The organism is Natrialba sp. INN-245, assembly GCF_009807105.1.
Taxonomy (GTDB): domain Archaea; phylum Halobacteriota; class Halobacteria; order Halobacteriales; family Natrialbaceae; genus Natrarchaeobius; species Natrarchaeobius swarupiae.
Map to the genome: position 1 here is coordinate 1 of NZ_WUBV01000020.1, position 16,031 is coordinate 16,031.

Genomic DNA, 16,031 nt, shown 5'->3' on the forward strand with positions numbered 1-16,031 from the left:
ACTGTATCCTTCAGTACGGTTGGATGAGTAGTAAAGCTTACGCGATTCACCCTCGGGGTCAAGCCCCGAGGCACTCTCGCTGTCTCTCTGTAGACCGTTTCGACATCCGTGCGGGCCTCGTAGGAAGTACAACGAATCCAGACAAACCGAAGAAACGCGGCGCTCGTTCCGACACCAGGTAGTGAACGTGACGGACGGGTATCCCCGGCGATCACTCGAATCACCCCGGGCCGATTACTCGCCTCGCTTCTTGTACTCCTCACACTCGCGCTTGGCTCGCTCGTAGGCACCGCGTTTCTTCTTCAGTTCGTTCTCGCGTAGCCGTCCCTTCTCGTATTTCTTTCTGGCCTTCTCGTACTCGCGTTTCTTTCGCTCGAGGGTGCGTTTTCTCTTCGACCGCTTCGTTTTCCGCGGCTCCTCGTCCGTGTGGACGAGAACCAGGGCAGTGGCGCTGACGGGCTGGCCGTCGTCGAGGTACGGAGCGTCGATATCACGGTAGACGGTGGCGGTGAGGTGTCGTCGCTCCGTAAGCGGCGGAGTAAGCATCACTTCGAGGTTCTCGTGTGTCCCGGCGTCGAGAGGTGCGGTTCGGCCACGGGCGACACCACCCTCGTCGGTAATCTCGACGAAGCCACCCTCTGACAGCTCGACCTGGCGGATGGTGACGCTGGTGCCGTCGGACTTCTGGTCGTCGAACGTGATCGAGGCTGTCGGTTCGACCGGTTCGGTGACGGTGATCAGCGCCGTATCGCTGACGGGTTCGTCGTCCTCGAGATACGGCTCACCGGAGGGGAGATAACCTGTCGCAGTGAGGTTCTGGGATTCCTCGAGCACTGGTGAGAGCGTGACCTCGACGTTCTCGTGGGTTCCGGCCTCGAGGATCGCCGATTGGCCGCGGACGGTACCGTCCGCGTCGGTAATCTCGACGTAGCCGCCGTGGGAGAGTTCGACCTCATCGACCACGACGACACTCCCGTCAGATTCCTGTTCCGAGAACGTGATCGCGGCCGCTGGCTCCGCCGGTTCAGACTCGATCGCGTAGGCGCCGCGTCCACTCCCCCCGTAAACGGTGGCGTCGACGACTACCGGTGGTCCGACGTAGGAACCCATGTCGAAGTTCCACTGGAGCGCACCGCCGTCCGCGTTTAGCGCGTACAGGCCACCTCCGCTCCACTCACTGGCACCGACATAGACGCTTTCGTCGACAACTACCGGCGGGTATAGATACGCCTCCATCCAGTCGTCCTCGACGTAGGTGGACCACTGTGGCGTCCCGTCGCTGGCGTCCAGTGCCTGTAGGACAGCCACTGACCACGGTGCCTCTAAGTACTGGATTTCGACGTAGACGGTCCCATCTGCCACTGCCGGTGTATACCAATGATAAAAGATTCCTCCGAATCTCCACTGTTCGGCTCCGGTCGTCGCGTCGATCGCGTACATATAATCCCATCCGCCGATGTAAACGGTTCCGTCGACCACTGCAGGAGACGAAAAGCCGACCCCTCCCAGCGTCTCAAAACGCCACTGTTCGTCTCCGCTGGTCGTATCTATCGCATACACGTTGTCATCCCGACTCCCAACGTAGACGATGCCATCGGCAACTGCCGGTGAAGATGTAATCCAACCCCCTGTTTCGAAAATCCACTGTTCGGAGCCGTTACCGGCGTCCAGGGCGTACACGTTGGTATCGTAACTCCCGACGTAGACAGTCCCGTTGGCCACTGCTGGCGACGGTCGTACCGGTCCGTCCGTCTCGAACTGCCATTGTTCGGAACCGCTGGTCGCGTCCAACGCGTAGATGGTTCCGTCATCGGATCCGACATAGACGGTCCCGTTGGCCACCGCTGGCGACGAGTTTACACTTCCGTCAGTCCCGAACCGCCACTGCTCGCTCCCATCCGTCTCATCTAGGGCATAGACGTTTCCATCGACGGATCCAATGTAGACGGTTCCATCGACCACTGCCGGCGACGAGGAACCCCGACCGGTTTCGAACATCCACCGCACCGAAACTGGCGGCTCGGGCCCGGTTTCGGTCGGTGCGTGACCCGTATTGGGTAAGTCGTAGCGATACTTCGGCCATTCGCCCTCGAGTTGCTGGAACTGTGCCGGTGCCTGTGTCTGTCCGTCTGTCGGCGGCTCTTGTGCCGAGGCCTCGCTCGTCAACCCATACGTCCCGAGCAACCCACCGCCGATGGCGGTTCCTGAGCGGGAGAGGAATTTACGTCGCTCCATGTCACTCTGAAGCAGATGACAGTAATTTAGAAAGAACGCTCTACCGGCCAGTAATTTCCGTCTACGAATCGTTTCTCGGCCCTACCGATTTCACACAGGCCTCCACGAATGCCGGAGAGCGCTAAAGAACGAGCGTTGGGGTGGCCCTATATGGAACTCGTGGAAGCCTCCAAAAAAGTCTCTTGTGAGTGCCAGAACGAGGGTGCACGCCGTTTCTACCGCAATACGGACTTCCAACCGAAACAAGTCGACTACGTACAGTCACTGGAGTAAGTCGAAGTACGCCTCAGACCGCTCCAAGAGCCGATGAAAAAATGACGTTTGGTCGTCAATTAGTGCTGACGATCTTGATCACGTCACCCTCCTCGAGTTCGTACTCCTCGCTCACCTCGCGATTCGACTTCGCGTCGACGGCGTGGAGGTAGCCGTCGCCGATGTCGGAGTGGACGGCGTAGGCGAGATCGACCGGCGTCGAGCCCTCGGGCAGGAGGTGTGCGTCGGGCAACACGTTCCCGCTGCCGTCGGACCACTTCGCTGCGTCCTCGACCGGGTAAGCCGTCACGTGCTCGAGTAACTCGTAGACGGCGTAATCGAGCGCCGACTGGACGCCCGTGCCGTCCCACTCTGCCATCGTCTCCTGGAGGTCCTCGAGGGCCCCGCGCTGGGCGTCGTTGACGCCGTCGCCGATCGCGACCGACTCGTCGCCAGGGTCGTAGTCGACGAGGTCGCCCTCGGCGGCCCGGCGGAGCGCGAGTTCGCCCTCCGCGGTGGTCGGGATCACGGGTTTGTCGAGTTCGAGGAGCTTCTCGACGTTCTCCTCCGGAGCGACGTCCATCTTGTTTGCCGCCACGACGATCGGTTTCGTACGCTCGCGAACCAGTCGTGCGAGTTCCTCGCGGTGGTCGTCTTCCCACTGGATCGGATCCTCTGGGTACTCGAGTTCGCGCAGGACGGTCGCGATCTGTTTCGGCGACGCGCCAAAACCCGAAAGCATGTCCGCCAGCGCGTCGTCGATGTCGAAGTCGGGCGAGCGGGACTTGCGTTCGACGGACTCCCAGTTGCGTTCGACGATGCCGGCCAGCCAGAGGTCCATCTCCTCCTCGACGAAGTCGATGTCCTCAAGCGGGTCGTGTGCGCCGATGTCGACGGGTTCGCCCTTTTTGTTCGTGCCGCCGGAGGCGTCGATCACGTTGATAATTACGTCGGCGTTCGTGAGTTCGTCGAGAAACTGATTCCCGAGTCCTTTCCCCTCGTGTGCGCCGGGGACGAGCCCCGCGACGTCTAACAGTTCGATCGGGACGTAGCGCTTGCCGTCCTCGCAGTTGTCGGCGTTACACCGCTGGTCGCGCTCGAGGCAGGGACAGTCGGTTCGGACGTAGCTCACGCCCCGGTTGGCGTCGATGGTCGTAAAGGGGTAGTTGGCGACGTCCACCTCGGCCATCGTCGCCGCCGTGTAGAACGTGGACTTGCCGGCGTTCGGTTTTCCGGCAAGCGCGATCGAGAGCATGACGTTCCGTAACGCCTTTCGCTCAAACTGTCTTTCGATTCGGACCCCCGCGGCCGACACTCGCCGACGCCGTTGCGGAGAGCGTCCCCGCCTGCTCTCGACGTCGAATACCGGTCAACGCCACAGTGTCGTCGTGCTCATCGGTCCAGTTCGACTGCCATCATCAGTTCGTCGACGTATCGCCCGTCGAGCTTGTAGTGGTCCTCGCGGACCGCCTCGATCGTCCAGTCGTGTTCCTCGAGGAAGGCGATCGCCTCCTCGTTGACCGAGGGAACGCTCTGGTAGACCTTTTCGTAACCGTTCGCGCCGGCCCACTGGAGACCGCGAGCGAGCAACTGCGAACCGATTTCGTGACCGCGATACTCCTCTAAGACGCCGACGGTGAGTTCGGCGGTGTGGCTTAATTTCTCGACTTCGGGCGCGTGGAGGTGGACCCAGCCGACGACCTCGTTGTCGACGGTCGCGACGAAGAACATCCGCGACTCGAGTTCGTTGTGCCGAAGGAGGGCTTCGTCGTGGTCGACTTCGTCGGCGACGCTTTCGGCCTCGATATAGGTTCGCTCCTGGACGACCTGACGAATCGCGCCAACGATTCCCGTCAGGTCCTCCTGTCTTGCCGGACGAATGTAAAATTCGAAATTCTCGGAGATGAACTCCTCTTCGACACCGGCGTCGACCGTCACTCGAAGCGTGCCGTGATCCTCACTGAGACGGCCGTCTCGCCTGAGAACCGCGACGTGGTGTCGAAACGCACTCGGTTCGATCTCGAGACGGTCCCTTGCCCTCTCCGGATCGATCGAACCCCGGTGCTCGACGAACTCGTAGATCCGCTTTCGATCCGCGTGACCGAACTCGAGCGTTTCGTTGCATTCCATGGCGTGTACTGGCGTCGCACGAAACTTAACCTTTCCCAGCAGGTTTCTATCGCGGATCGGAGCAACCGACGGAAACTGCCGTGGCTGTCGTTCGGTAATAGGTACTTAATGTCTCGATGCGTGAAGCCGCGAGGACTTCCGTCCCGCGTTCGTTCGATCACCTGCGTCGAGCGATACGGTCTGCCACCGGTCGCTTCGGGACACCGTAGATGGGTTGCGGTCGTCCCGACGTTGAGCACGAACGGGCCGCACGAGCCGAGAACGACGACAAAACAGGTGTGTACTGACAGAGCGGGTGTGTATTCGGATGTGGGAAATACTCGAGGCGAACGTGGTGGTTGCTGGAGCCAGTCTCGTTCTCGCGGTGGTCGTCGGACTGGTGGTACACGAGGGATTACACGCGCTGGTACTTCGACTGGCACGCGTCGAGTACACCGTCGTCTACGGACCTGATCGGGCCGGTGGCGTCGTCGGAATGATGGCGAGTTGCCCCTGGGCGTTCGTCCAACCGTATCCGACCGGTACGGAGTCGCCGTGGGTCCTTCGCGCCGCGGCGCTTGCACCGCTTGCGCTTGCGGCTCTCGTCTTCGGACTGGTGGGATTCGATCTCGTCACCCTCGAGTCGCCGGTTGCGACGGCGATGGTGATCGGGATCCTCGGCTGTTCGATTCCGAGTCCACAGGATTTCTCCGTCGCCTTCTACGCGCACCGACTGCTTGATACGGTTTGCGATGACTGATACGGATTGCTGTAACGGTTTACCGGTGAAACCACAGATGGCTCGTGGTTTCGCCGGTAACGATTTACAGCAGACCGTATGATTGTCGGCCGAGCACAGATCGGCGAGCGATCGACCGGGACCGATACATTGCAGTCCGTATGAGGGGATAGACGGGACCGGTACGCTCCCGACGCGTTCCCGCGCCGATTGACGGTCACCACGTTCCTCACTTCTCTCGATGGGGTCGCCTCCGACTCGAAGGGAGGTCGGCGATGGGTCTCGATCTGAAGATGGCACAAAAGGATCACAGGAGCGGCCACACAGCCACGAGTGGCCGCAAGCGTCGGTACGAGCACGAGTGATCCACCGGCGCTTACAGGGGTAGTTGTCTGGCAGTTCGTCACGAGGTCGGTTACAACACCGACGACCGTATTGTCGTACTGTCTAATAATAAATCTACTTGTTAGGGTAATTCCCATCTGTCCGTGAGATATGGTGGGCAATCATCCAAAATAGCGCCCATATACGAATGTGTTCGAAATACTGCTGGGGGAAGAGCCTCGATTTTCATGTGTGGCAATCGAACACCCTTGCAATTCGCTCAGCCGTGAACAGTAACGTATCTCGGGACAAGTCCTGAACCACTCTCGTTGTCCCTCTGTAGACGCCGAACCCAATTTGTTGCATACGAATCGGTATCACGTGGTTCCGGCGATCGCTCGAGCGGGGTCAGCGATCGCCGGTACCGAACGACGACACTCCGTCCGATGATCGCAGTCACGGATCGATTTTCGTCCGCGCGATGCCGTCTGCAAGCTCTGCGCTGATGAGCGCCTCGTGGCTTCGCCGAAGCCGTTCGGACAACGCCTGATGTGAGATGTCCAGTTCGGCGGCGAGTTCCTCGAGAGTTACCTCGCGAGGGACAGCGAAGTACCCCAAATTGTGTGCGGCGCGAATCGTCTCGTACTGGGTTTCCGTCAACGGCGTCCGGGCGCGGGTGAGGTCGTCGATGCCGCTGACGCGTGTTACGGTCACGTCGAACTCGTACTGCCCGAACAGTTCGTGGGTGGTAGACACCGCTTCCCGATCGTGGAACAGCAGTTGCACCGACCAGACACCGTCTCCGCCGCGTGCAGTCAGGATCGCACCGTCGTTGTCGGTGACGATCTCCTGAAACAGTTTGACGCGGTCTCGAAACTCCAGGCGGAACAGACTCCCTTCCCGGTCGTCGGCGACTGAGATCGAGTTTCTGTCAGACTCGACGGTCAAACTCGCGATCACGTCGACGGACGGATCGTCCTCGAGTGCCCGTCTCAACGTTCGTCGACCCGCACCCGACGCCCGGACGAGCGGGGAGGAGCCACCGATCAGTCCGGCGATCCGAAACTCGAACGACGACACGCGCTCGAACGTTCGCTCGAATGCGAGACGATCGGCTGAAACCTCGAGTTCGACGACCGTGGTCATCACCCGGATTCACCACGGACGGATATAGACGGATTGGGTTTCCGGTAGCCTTTCCCGCCACCCAATCGGGATGAGTGTCGTCCAAAGCTGACCCTCCAATTCGCTAACGTTCACCGGAGTCCCCGGCTGGCAACCGATCGAAAAACGGCGAACGATCGACCGGCAATCATACGGATTGCTGTAACTATTTACCGGGGCAACCGCAAGGCGAGGCGCGGTTGCCCCGGTACGGACTTACAGCCGTCAGTATCAGTCATCGCAGACCGTATCACACCGACCGCCGTCGTTCGGAACCAGTGATCGATCGGACGCGATCACCGGTACACCGCGACAACAATCCGTCTCAGTGTTCGACGAACTCGAGCAAGATACCGCCGGTGTCGCGAGGGTGCAAGAACGCGACGGTGTGGCCCCACGCACCCGCTCGTGGCTCCTCGTCGACGAGGGCGACATCGTGCTCACGGGCGCGCTCGAGGGCCGCTCCGAGGTCGTCCGTCGCAAGCGCCAGGTGGTGAATGCCGGGACCCTGATCCTCGAGATACCGCGAAATCGTCCCCTCCTCTCTCGGCTCGAGGAGTTCGAAGTAGCCGTTCCCGCAGTCGACGAAGACGACGCGCATCCCGTCGAACTCTTCCTCGTGGGCGATCTCGAGGCCGAACAGGTCCGCGTACAGTTCGGCGAGCGCCTCTGCGTCGTCCGTCGCGATTCCCGCGTGGTCGAAGTGCATGCCCGAACGTTGACCGGGGCGGGCCAAATACGGACGGGATCGGTTCCGGCGTGAACGCGAGTTCGCATTCACCAGTCACCGTCTCGCCACAGAAAGCATGTAGTGAACGGACAGGTAGCGTGTGTTACATGTATGTCACGAATACGGAGACGGTTCCGGACGGCGAAATCGTCGACGTACTCGGAATCGCGCGCGGAAACACGGTCGAGGCGAAAAACGCCGGTCAGGACTTCACACAGGGGATTCGAAACATCTTCGGCGGCGAACTCAAGGCGTACTCGGCCCTCCTCTCGAAAGCCCGCGACGAGGCGATCTCGCGTATGGAGGCCCACGCCGAAGAGATGGGGGCCGACGCCGTGGTCAACGTCCGCCTCGAGACCTTCAGATCACCGACGGCGGCTCGGAAGTGATGGCCTACTGAACGGCGGTACGTCTTCGGTGATGGCTCTCCTCTCGTGGGTTCGAGACTCTCCTGGGTCGACACTCGCCCCAGCCGTTCGCGCGGTGACGAAACCGAACCTGGAAATCTTCGCATCGCCGGCGATCACCGGATCGATCGGGAACCCGGTGGTCACGGTTCGACCGTCGCCGCGAGCAGTCTCGCGTAGCACCTCGAGAGATGTTTCACCAGTGTCGGCGCAGATGGTCGGAACTAACCCGTCACGTTGGTGGTGTTAAAGATGCTATCCGATCAATCCACTCTTGACCATGTCTGGGAGCGATCACCTCGAGATCGATACGGCCGACGTTTGGCCAGAGGAGATAGATGAGGACGAAGGCATCGTCACGAACTGGTTCGCACGCGAGGGGAGCCGGGTCAAGGACGGCGAGACGCTCTGTGAGATACAGATCGAAAAGGTTAGCGTCGACGTTCCGGCACCTGCAGCCGGAACCGTCCACGAGATCGTCTGCGACGAGGACGACGTGTTCGAGCGCGGCGATATCCTAGCGCTCTTCGAGGGGGACTGATACTGACTGCTGTAAGTCCGTACCGGGGCAACCGCAAGGCGAGGCGCAGTTGCCCCGGTAAATAGTTACAGCAATCCGTATGATACGGGCTGTGCTGCGTCAGTACCAGTCGACCGCTCGCCGATCTGCGATCGGCCGGCAATCAGTCATCGCAAACCGTATCTCCCCGTTCGATTGCTGCGACCGACGTACTCGAGTTCCCTTGCCTTCTCTGCTTACGACAGTGTTACGGGGAAATGCTCCGAGGAGAATATACACAGTAGTCCTACGACATGTGATGGGGTGGAATGTCGTTCATTCCGCCGATCGACTATGCCCCGACACGAAACCGGGCGTATATACGTTCGAGCGCCATCTAGTCAGCTAACCGAAAGACGCGCCGTCTTTCACACGGTCGGAAATCGCCGTCGATGACGTGGCCGAAAGTCGGTCATCGTCGGTCGACTGCGATCGTTGGCTCACCAATTTCTGTTGAGTCACACTGTGTGGACAGACTGCTATGATCGGCACCACTAATGGACATTGAAATTGCAACCATCGGCGGCTACGAAGAGGTCGGACGGCAGATGACTGCCGTTCGTGCCGGAAACGACATCGTGATTTTCGACATGGGGTTGAACCTCTCGAAGGTCCTCATCCACGACAATATCCAGACGGAGGGAATGCACAGTCTGGACCTGATCGATATGGGCGCGATCCCCGACGACCGGGTTATGTCCGACCTCGAGGGCGACGTCCGGGCGATCGTCCCGACCCACGGCCATCTCGACCATATCGGCGCGATCTCGAAACTCGCACACCGATATGACGCGCCGATCGTCGCGACGCCGTTCACACTGGAGCTCGTCAAAGGCGAACTCGAGGACGAGAACAAGTTCGGTTCCGACAACGAGCTGATCCAGATGGACGCCGGCGAGACGATGACGATCGGCGATCACGGGATCGAACTCGAGTTCGTCAACGTCACCCACTCGATCATCCAGGCGATCAACCCCGTTCTCCACACGCCGGAGGGCGCGATCGTCTACGGGCTGGACAAACGGATGGACCACACGCCGGTTATCGGCGATCCAATCGATATGAAGCGCTTCCGGGAGATCGGTCGGGAAGGCGTCCTCTGTTATATCGAAGACTGTACGAACGCGAACAAGAAGGGGCGAACCCCTTCCGAGTCGGTCGCCCGTGAACACCTTCGGGATACCCTTTATAGCATGGAGGACTACGACGGCGGGATCGTCGCGACGACGTTCTCGAGCCATATCGCACGGGTGAAGTCGCTCATCGAGTTCGCTCGAGAGATCGGTCGCCAGCCGATCCTCCTCGGTCGCTCGATGGAGACGTACTCGGGGACTGCGAAACGACTGGGCGTCGACTTCCCGTCCGACGTGCAGATGGTCGGCTATCGTCGATCGATCGATCAGACGCTCGAGCGGATCATGAACGACGGGAAGGGGAACTTTCTGCCCGTCGTGACTGGCCACCAGGGTGAGCCGCGAGCGTTACTGACGCGGATGGCCCGTGGCGAGACGCCGTACGACCTCAACGACGGTGATAAGGTCGTCTTCTCGGCTCGCGTGATCCCCGAGCCGACGAACGAAGGCCAGCGCTACCAGGCCGAGAAACTGCTCGGGATGCAAGGCGCGCGCGTCTATTCGGACATCCACGTTTCCGGGCACTTGAACCAGGAAGGCCACTACACAATGCTCGATGCACTCCAGCCCCAGCACGTTATTCCCGCCCATCAGGATCTCGGGGGGTTCTCGGGCTACGTCGACCTCGCGTCGAACCAGGGCTATACGCTCGGTCGTGACCTGCATACGACCACGAACGGGAACATCATCCAGCTCGTCTAGCACGGATTGCTGTAACGGTATACCGACACACCCGGAGAACGGGTCCCGGGTGTGGCAGCCATGACGTACAGCAGACCGTCTGATACGGTCTGCTGTACGTCATTTCCGGTGCGACCGCGACCCGTCCTGCAGTCGCACCGGTAAATCGTTACAGCAAACCGTATGACGCGTAGTTTCCGAGCGGTGGTATCGCTCATCGATACTCTGACCTCGAGGATAGCAATCGTCGGTGCTTCGCCTACAGACGGAACGTGTCTCTTCGTGGGGACTGCCTGCAACCTATTCCTTACGGCCGGAATAGCCGAACCCGGATCGGCACATCTCGGTCCGACTTGCAGAACTGAGTGCTTTGGCACGCCTGCACTGCAGCGTCAAATTCGATGGTGTGGTTCGAGTCGGCCCTGCAGTCGACGCTTGTCGAAGTACCGAGCGCAAAATAGGCCGAGTGACTGACCGCAGATCTGGGAGAGATGTCACGGAAACCGGAACGTCTCGAGATTCTTCGGCTGATACGTCCGAACGTTGTACTGCTGGTAGAGCGCTGACGAGAGTTGATCCGTCGCGTCCTCGTCACCGTGGACGCACAGAATCTGCTCGGGTCTCGGGTTCATCTCCTCGACGTACTGCTCGAGACCGCCCCGATCGGCGTGGCCGGAGAAGCCGCTTACGGACTCGATCCGACAGGCAAGCGTGAGTCGGTTGCCACGCCCCTCGAGTGCGATCTCCGTTCGACCACTCTGGATCCGCCGACCGAGCGTACCTTCGGCCTGATAGCCGACGAACAACAGCGTGTTCTCCGGATTCGGGCCGAGCAACTCGAGCCAGGACATGATCGGGCCACCGGTGACCATCCCCGAGGTCGAGAGGATGATACAGGGGTCGTCGCTGGCGATATCTTCACGCATCTCCTGGCCGCCGTCGACCTGCCGGAACTGTTCGGCGACGAACGGGTTGTCGTCGTCGTGGAGGATCCGCCGACGCAGGCCGTCGCGGAGGTACTCCGGGTAGGCCGTGTGGATCGCCGTCGCTTCCCGGATCATTCCGTCGAGGTAGATCGGCATCGTCGGAATCTTGTCTTCCCGCATCGCCTCCTCCAGGACGAGCATGAGTTCCTGGGAGCGACCGACCGCGAACGCGGGAATGACGACGATTCCGTCCTGCTCGTACGTCTCGTTGATGATCTCTCGGACGCGCGCTTCACTTTTTTCGGTGTCCGTCTGGTAGTCGTTGCGCCGACCGTAGGTCGATTCCATTACCATCGCCTCGACTCGCGGGAAGTCGTTGACCGCGCCGTTGAATAGCCGGGTGGGTTCGTAGTGGACGTCGCCGGAGAAGACGACGTTGTAGAACCCGTTGCCGACGTGGAAGTGTGCCGATGCGCTTCCCAGGATGTGGCCCGCGTTGTGCATCGTGAGCTTGATATCCGGCGCGATGTCGGTGACATCGCCGTAGGAGACGGGGATCGTGTGCTTGATCGCTTCGCGGACCTGCTCGCTCGAGTACGGTGGCGTCCGCCCTTCTTTCGAGGCGACGCTCAGGTAGTCGAGTTGCAACAGTCCCATCAGGTCACGCGTCGGCTCCGTCGTGTAGATCGGGCCGTCGTAACCGTATTTGAACAGCAGCGGGAGCAACGCGCTGTGATCGAGGTGGGCGTGGGTGAGGACGACCGCGTCGAGGTCGGTCAGCGGCATGGCTTCCGGCTCGTGGAGATACGGGACCTCTCCCTCGGCACCGGGTTTGTCGCCGCAATCGATGAGGATGCGCGTGTTCGGCGTGTGCAGGACGAAACTCGCCCGGCCGACCTCCCGACAACAGCCCAGTGTGGTGACGCGAACGTAGTCGACGTCGGTCTGGGGCTCCCGGTGGATCTTCTCCCCGACGTCACGGAGGAACTCCCGGCGTTCGCCACGCTCCTGAGTCAGGAAGTTCCGGACGTTGTCGACCGTCGAGGACTCCATAGGTGGCGTGCGGACGACCTCCGGATTCCATCCGACCTCCTGGGTAATCTTCCGGAGCGTCTTGCCGTGTTGACCGATGACCAGCCCGGGCTTTTCGGCCTCGATGAGGACCTCGCCGACTGTCGCGTGAAACTCGAGGTTCTGGATGTTCGCCTCGTCGGGGACGATCGTACGGATCGTTCCTTCTGCTTCGGCTGGACTCGCTTGCTGTCCCGCAACGGGGCGGATCGTGACGCGTTTACGGAGCGCTCGTGCCAGGTCGCCCAGAAGCTGGCCGTTCTCGGCGAACTGTTCGGGCGTCTCGGTGTAGATCACGAGGTCGGGTCCCTCGTACTGCACCTCGCTGACGTCGAGGTGGGGCGGTACTTCGGTTCGAACGCGGTCGAGTAACTCGGAGTTGGTCGTATCCTCGCTCATAGATGCTATCGCTGTCCGCAAGCTCGATCACGGCGATCGGCGTTCCTCCAGATTCGGACCGATTTGCCGGAATGTCTCAGGAATAATCGGCCAGCTGGGCTCCCGCGTGGAGAGCGTGACGAACGGCTATGTAGGTCTACGTGACTGTGTACAAAACCCTTCGCATGTGAAACGTATGTGGTATGTTTTCACTCGATTGCTTCGTCCGATCGCCAGAGCGGCTTTATTTCGCCGTTTTCACCATCGCTCACGGATCGCCGTTTGGACGTACCAAACCGACGTGGGTGCGAAGACAGCTGTTGAACCACTCGAGGACCGACGAGATGAGGACGAGTACGGACGTAAAGACGGCTGCAGGATGTGCGCTCGGTCAGATGTGGGATACTAGATCGTGGGTCAGAACGACACACCTAGGAAGAGTTATAAGAATATCCAGTCGCTCGACAACGATAACAGGTATGTCCCTCCTCTTCGACCACGCTCTTTCCAACTTCTCCCCAGTAGGCGGCCACCATTACGAGGTCACGGCAGACGATTTCGCATCCGCTAAACGCCCTCACGGAACGTGTAAATGCCATTTAGTAGACACTCCGGGTTCGACTGCTCGAGCATTCGGCAGGATTATACTCCCCCACTCACGACTACCCGAGGCGTATGGAGGAGCGAACGAGGGCCTATCTTCGGGGGCGATTTCGCGACCACTACCGGCGAACGGAGATCACGCCGCCGCCTGCGGCCAACGAACGGGAGTGGGGCTTTATCCCCTGGACTGACAGCCCCGGAACGACGATGGTCCGCCACCGTTCGCTACTCGAGCTCGGCGACCTCTCTGAGTTTCTGGTTCGAAAACGGCCCCGCCACGTCTACTTCTCGGCGGGACGCTTTCGCGACCCCGGCGCGAGTTCGATGGGGGAGAAAGACTGGCAGTCCGCCGACCTCGTCTTCGACTTAGATGCCGACCATCTCCCCGGCGTAACACTCGGCGAGGATACCTACGCCGAGATGCTCGCGACGTGTAAGGACGCGCTTTTCCGATTGCTCGACTTTCTCGAGAACGATTTCTCCTTCGAGGACGTCGAAGTCGTCTTCTCGGGTGGGCGTGGCTATCACGTCCATATCCGCGACGAGAACGTTCGTCACTTAGAGCGCGAACACCGCCGAGAGATCGTCGACTACGTTCGCGGGATCGGCCTCGACTTCGACGAGCTGATCGAAACCGAAACCGTCGCCGGCCTCGGCCGTCGGACGCCGACCGAGCGGCGACACCTTCGGATCGACGGCGGCTGGGGCAGACGCATCCACGAGCAGTTCATGGCGTTCGTCGACGAGTTACTCGACCTCGAGGACGAGGCCGCCCTCGAGCGTCTCCAGGCGTTCGACGGCATCGGCGAGGGGAAAGCCGAGGCGACGCTGAACGCGGCCCGGAACAACCGCGAGGAACTCGAGGCGGGCAACGTAACCGTCCACACGGCGGTCGCACAGCTCGCCGAGCGGTTCGCCTCGCGAGCCGTCGAACGGGACAACGCGCCGATCGACGAACCGGTGACGACCGACACGAACCGACTCATCCGACTGCCCGGTAGCCTCCACGGTGGGAGCGGTCTCGAGACACTCCGGCTCGACCGAGACGAGATCGACGACTTCGAGCCTCTTTCCGACGCCGTCCCGGAGACGTTCCGGGGACAGGAGATCGCCGTCGACGTCACCGACGGCGGCGAGGTCGAACTCGGTGGCGATATCTTTACGGTCTCGGAGGGAGATCAGTCACTCCCGGAGTACGTCGGCGTATTCCTCATGGCACGCGGCAGGGCTGAAAAGGAGAAAGAATGAACTTAGACGAGTTACGCTCGGTCCAGAGCAAGGAGCGCCAGAAAGATAGCCTCCAGAACCTGCGTCCGTCGTTCTACCAGGAGGTCGGCGAGTACATCGCGGACCTCGAGGACGAGCGCGACCGGGTTGCCGAGCAGGTCGATGATCCCTTCTCCTCGCCCGAAGTCGGCCGACTCACCGACGAGATCGAGACGGCGAAAGACGTCGTCGAGGCCATCTACGAGCGACGAATGGGGAAACTCGTCAAACAAGCGAGCCTCGCCGCGGCCGGTATGGCCGCGGATGACGAGGGACTCACCGCCGAGGAAGCGGACCTCTTCGACGACCTCGTCGATCGTATCGAATCGAACAAGACGCGCGTTCTCGACGTCCTCGAGGGTGTCGAGGACGGCGGCGGCGAGACGGAGATGGACACCGCGTCGACCCCACCCGAGGTGCCCGCACCGCCACCGGAGGAGCCACCGATGGACCGCGAGTCGGAGGTGGCCTCACAGACGGAGTCCGAACCCGTCACCGCGGGTTCCGAGGGCGCTACCGACTCGAGTTCGATCAGCCCCGCGGACGTTATGGGCGGGGCCGGTGGTGCCGCTGAAACCGAACCCACTGAGTCCCCGACCGATTCGACAGGTGGCATCGAACCGGGATCGGAGCCGACCGAAACCGAATCGAACCGGACGAAACCCGACGCGAACGGCGGCGACTACGCGGATTCGGAGGCCGGAGGCGGTGCCCCGACGAACGACGGCGCTACCGTCGACCGTATGACCGTTAAGATCACCCGCGACGTCGGGTCAATCCTCGGTGTCGACGACCGCGAGTACACGCTCTCGAGCGACGATGTCGTCACCCTGCCGGAACAAAACGCAGTGCCACTGGTCGATCGCGAGGCTGCCGAACCGCTCGAGTGAGACCGCAACGCATACAACTATCGACGCAAACGGACGGCTATGCTCGACGTCGACGATTCGGCTCCCGAGTTTGAACTGGTCAACCAGCACGGCGATCTGGTCCGTCGGTCCGACTTTTCGGACCACCGGCTCGTGGTTTATTTCTACCCGCGTGCTGACACCGACGGCTGTACGACCGAAGCCCGCGCGTTCGACGACGCGTTGGATCGCTTCGACCAGCGCGATACCGCCGTGGTCGGTATCAGCGACGACCCCGTCGAGGATCTCTCGTCTTTTGCCGAGAAGTACGACCTCAAGTTCGATCTCCTCTCTGATGAGGACGGCGAGGTCGCGACGATCTACGACTCTTACGGCGAAAAGCGGATGTTCGGCAACACGTTCGACGGTGTCTTCCGTAACACCTACGTCATCGGCCCCGACGGCCAAATCGAAGCCATCTACGAGGGGGTAGACCCCGACGAACACGTCGAGGAGGTGCTATCGGATATCGAAACCCGATCCAGTCCGCCCGAGCCGACCACCTGAGTGAATCAACACAGGGCGCGATAGCGCTGGTGACGACGG

Annotated in this window: 13 protein-coding genes and 1 pseudogene; 8 read left to right on the forward strand and 6 right to left on the reverse strand. The window is 61.0% G+C overall.

Annotated elements, in window-relative coordinates; translation table 11 throughout:
* Positions 1-234: 234 nt before the first annotated feature.
* Positions 235-2,235 carry a PQQ-binding-like beta-propeller repeat protein gene (locus GRS80_RS07575; RefSeq protein ID WP_160047031.1) on the reverse strand — a complete coding sequence of 667 codons (2,001 nt, stop codon included), beginning with the start codon at positions 2,233-2,235 and terminating at the stop codon, positions 235-237.
* A gap of 174 nt (positions 2,236-2,409) precedes the next feature.
* On the opposite strand from GRS80_RS07575, the pseudogene GRS80_RS20645 reads away from it, so the two are divergent.
* Positions 2,410-2,508: pseudogene (locus tag GRS80_RS20645) on the forward strand (GNAT family N-acetyltransferase); the annotation flags it as partial.
* Between the two features lie 55 nt (positions 2,509-2,563).
* On the opposite strand, the gene GRS80_RS07585 reads toward GRS80_RS20645, so the two are convergent.
* Together GRS80_RS07585 and GRS80_RS07590 are read right to left on the reverse strand one after the other, a co-directional pair.
* Complete coding sequence (locus GRS80_RS07585; protein ID WP_160047032.1) at positions 2,564-3,742, reverse strand: redox-regulated ATPase YchF; 1,179 nt, start codon at positions 3,740-3,742, stop codon at positions 2,564-2,566.
* A gap of 137 nt (positions 3,743-3,879) precedes the next feature.
* Positions 3,880-4,617, reverse strand: coding sequence for a GNAT family N-acetyltransferase (locus tag GRS80_RS07590; RefSeq protein ID WP_160047033.1), 738 nt, complete (start codon positions 4,615-4,617; stop codon positions 3,880-3,882).
* Between the two features lie 316 nt (positions 4,618-4,933).
* Here GRS80_RS07590 and GRS80_RS07595 point away from each other — a divergent pair, with 316 nt between their 5' ends.
* On the forward strand, positions 4,934-5,356 hold the full coding sequence (locus tag GRS80_RS07595; protein ID WP_343161501.1) for a hypothetical protein: 423 nt from the start codon (positions 4,934-4,936) through the stop codon (positions 5,354-5,356).
* 759 nt (positions 5,357-6,115) lie between these two features.
* On the opposite strand, the gene GRS80_RS07600 is transcribed toward GRS80_RS07595, so the two are convergent.
* The gene (locus GRS80_RS07600) at positions 6,116-6,805 is read right to left on the reverse strand and encodes a helix-turn-helix domain-containing protein (RefSeq protein ID WP_160047035.1); all 690 of its coding nucleotides are present in this window, start codon (positions 6,803-6,805) and stop codon (positions 6,116-6,118) included.
* Positions 6,806-7,148: 343 nt separating this feature from the next.
* On the reverse strand, positions 7,149-7,532 hold the full coding sequence (gene mce / locus GRS80_RS07605) for a methylmalonyl-CoA epimerase (protein ID WP_160047036.1): 384 nt from the start codon (positions 7,530-7,532) through the stop codon (positions 7,149-7,151).
* A gap of 128 nt (positions 7,533-7,660) precedes the next feature.
* Between mce and GRS80_RS07610 the strand changes: the two genes are divergently transcribed.
* The 3 genes from GRS80_RS07610 (at position 7,661) to GRS80_RS07620 (ending at position 10,354) form a co-directional block, all read left to right on the forward strand.
* The gene (locus GRS80_RS07610; RefSeq protein WP_235019677.1) at positions 7,661-7,942 is read left to right on the forward strand and encodes a YbjQ family protein; all 282 of its coding nucleotides are present in this window, start codon (positions 7,661-7,663) and stop codon (positions 7,940-7,942) included.
* 298 nt (positions 7,943-8,240) lie between these two features.
* Entirely contained in the window at positions 8,241-8,501 is a 261-nt protein-coding gene (locus GRS80_RS07615) for a lipoyl domain-containing protein (RefSeq protein WP_160047037.1), read from the forward strand.
* Between the two features lie 515 nt (positions 8,502-9,016).
* Positions 9,017-10,354 (forward strand): RNase J family beta-CASP ribonuclease, encoded by a 1,338-nt coding sequence (locus GRS80_RS07620; protein WP_149081343.1) that lies wholly within the window; start codon positions 9,017-9,019, stop codon positions 10,352-10,354.
* Positions 10,355-10,827: 473 nt separating this feature from the next.
* Here GRS80_RS07620 and GRS80_RS07625 read toward each other — a convergent pair whose 3' ends face one another.
* On the reverse strand, positions 10,828-12,729 hold the full coding sequence (locus tag GRS80_RS07625) for a beta-CASP ribonuclease aCPSF1 (protein WP_160047038.1): 1,902 nt from the start codon (positions 12,727-12,729) through the stop codon (positions 10,828-10,830).
* Between the two features lie 654 nt (positions 12,730-13,383).
* On the opposite strand from GRS80_RS07625, the gene priS reads away from it, so the two are divergent.
* Genes priS through bcp form a run of 3 tightly spaced genes read left to right on the forward strand, consistent with a single transcriptional unit; the run spans position 13,384 to position 15,992 of the window.
* Entirely contained in the window at positions 13,384-14,559 is a 1,176-nt protein-coding gene (gene priS / locus GRS80_RS07630) for a DNA primase small subunit PriS (protein ID WP_160047039.1), read from the forward strand.
* On the forward strand, positions 14,556-15,467 hold the full coding sequence (locus tag GRS80_RS07635; protein ID WP_160047040.1) for a hypothetical protein: 912 nt from the start codon (positions 14,556-14,558) through the stop codon (positions 15,465-15,467). The genes priS and GRS80_RS07635 overlap by 4 nt, the downstream gene beginning before the upstream one ends.
* A 39-nt stretch (positions 15,468-15,506) precedes the next feature.
* Positions 15,507-15,992, forward strand: a complete 486-nt coding sequence (bcp, locus tag GRS80_RS07640; protein WP_160047041.1) for a thioredoxin-dependent thiol peroxidase — start codon at positions 15,507-15,509, stop codon at positions 15,990-15,992.
* Positions 15,993-16,031: the final 39 nt, after the last annotated feature.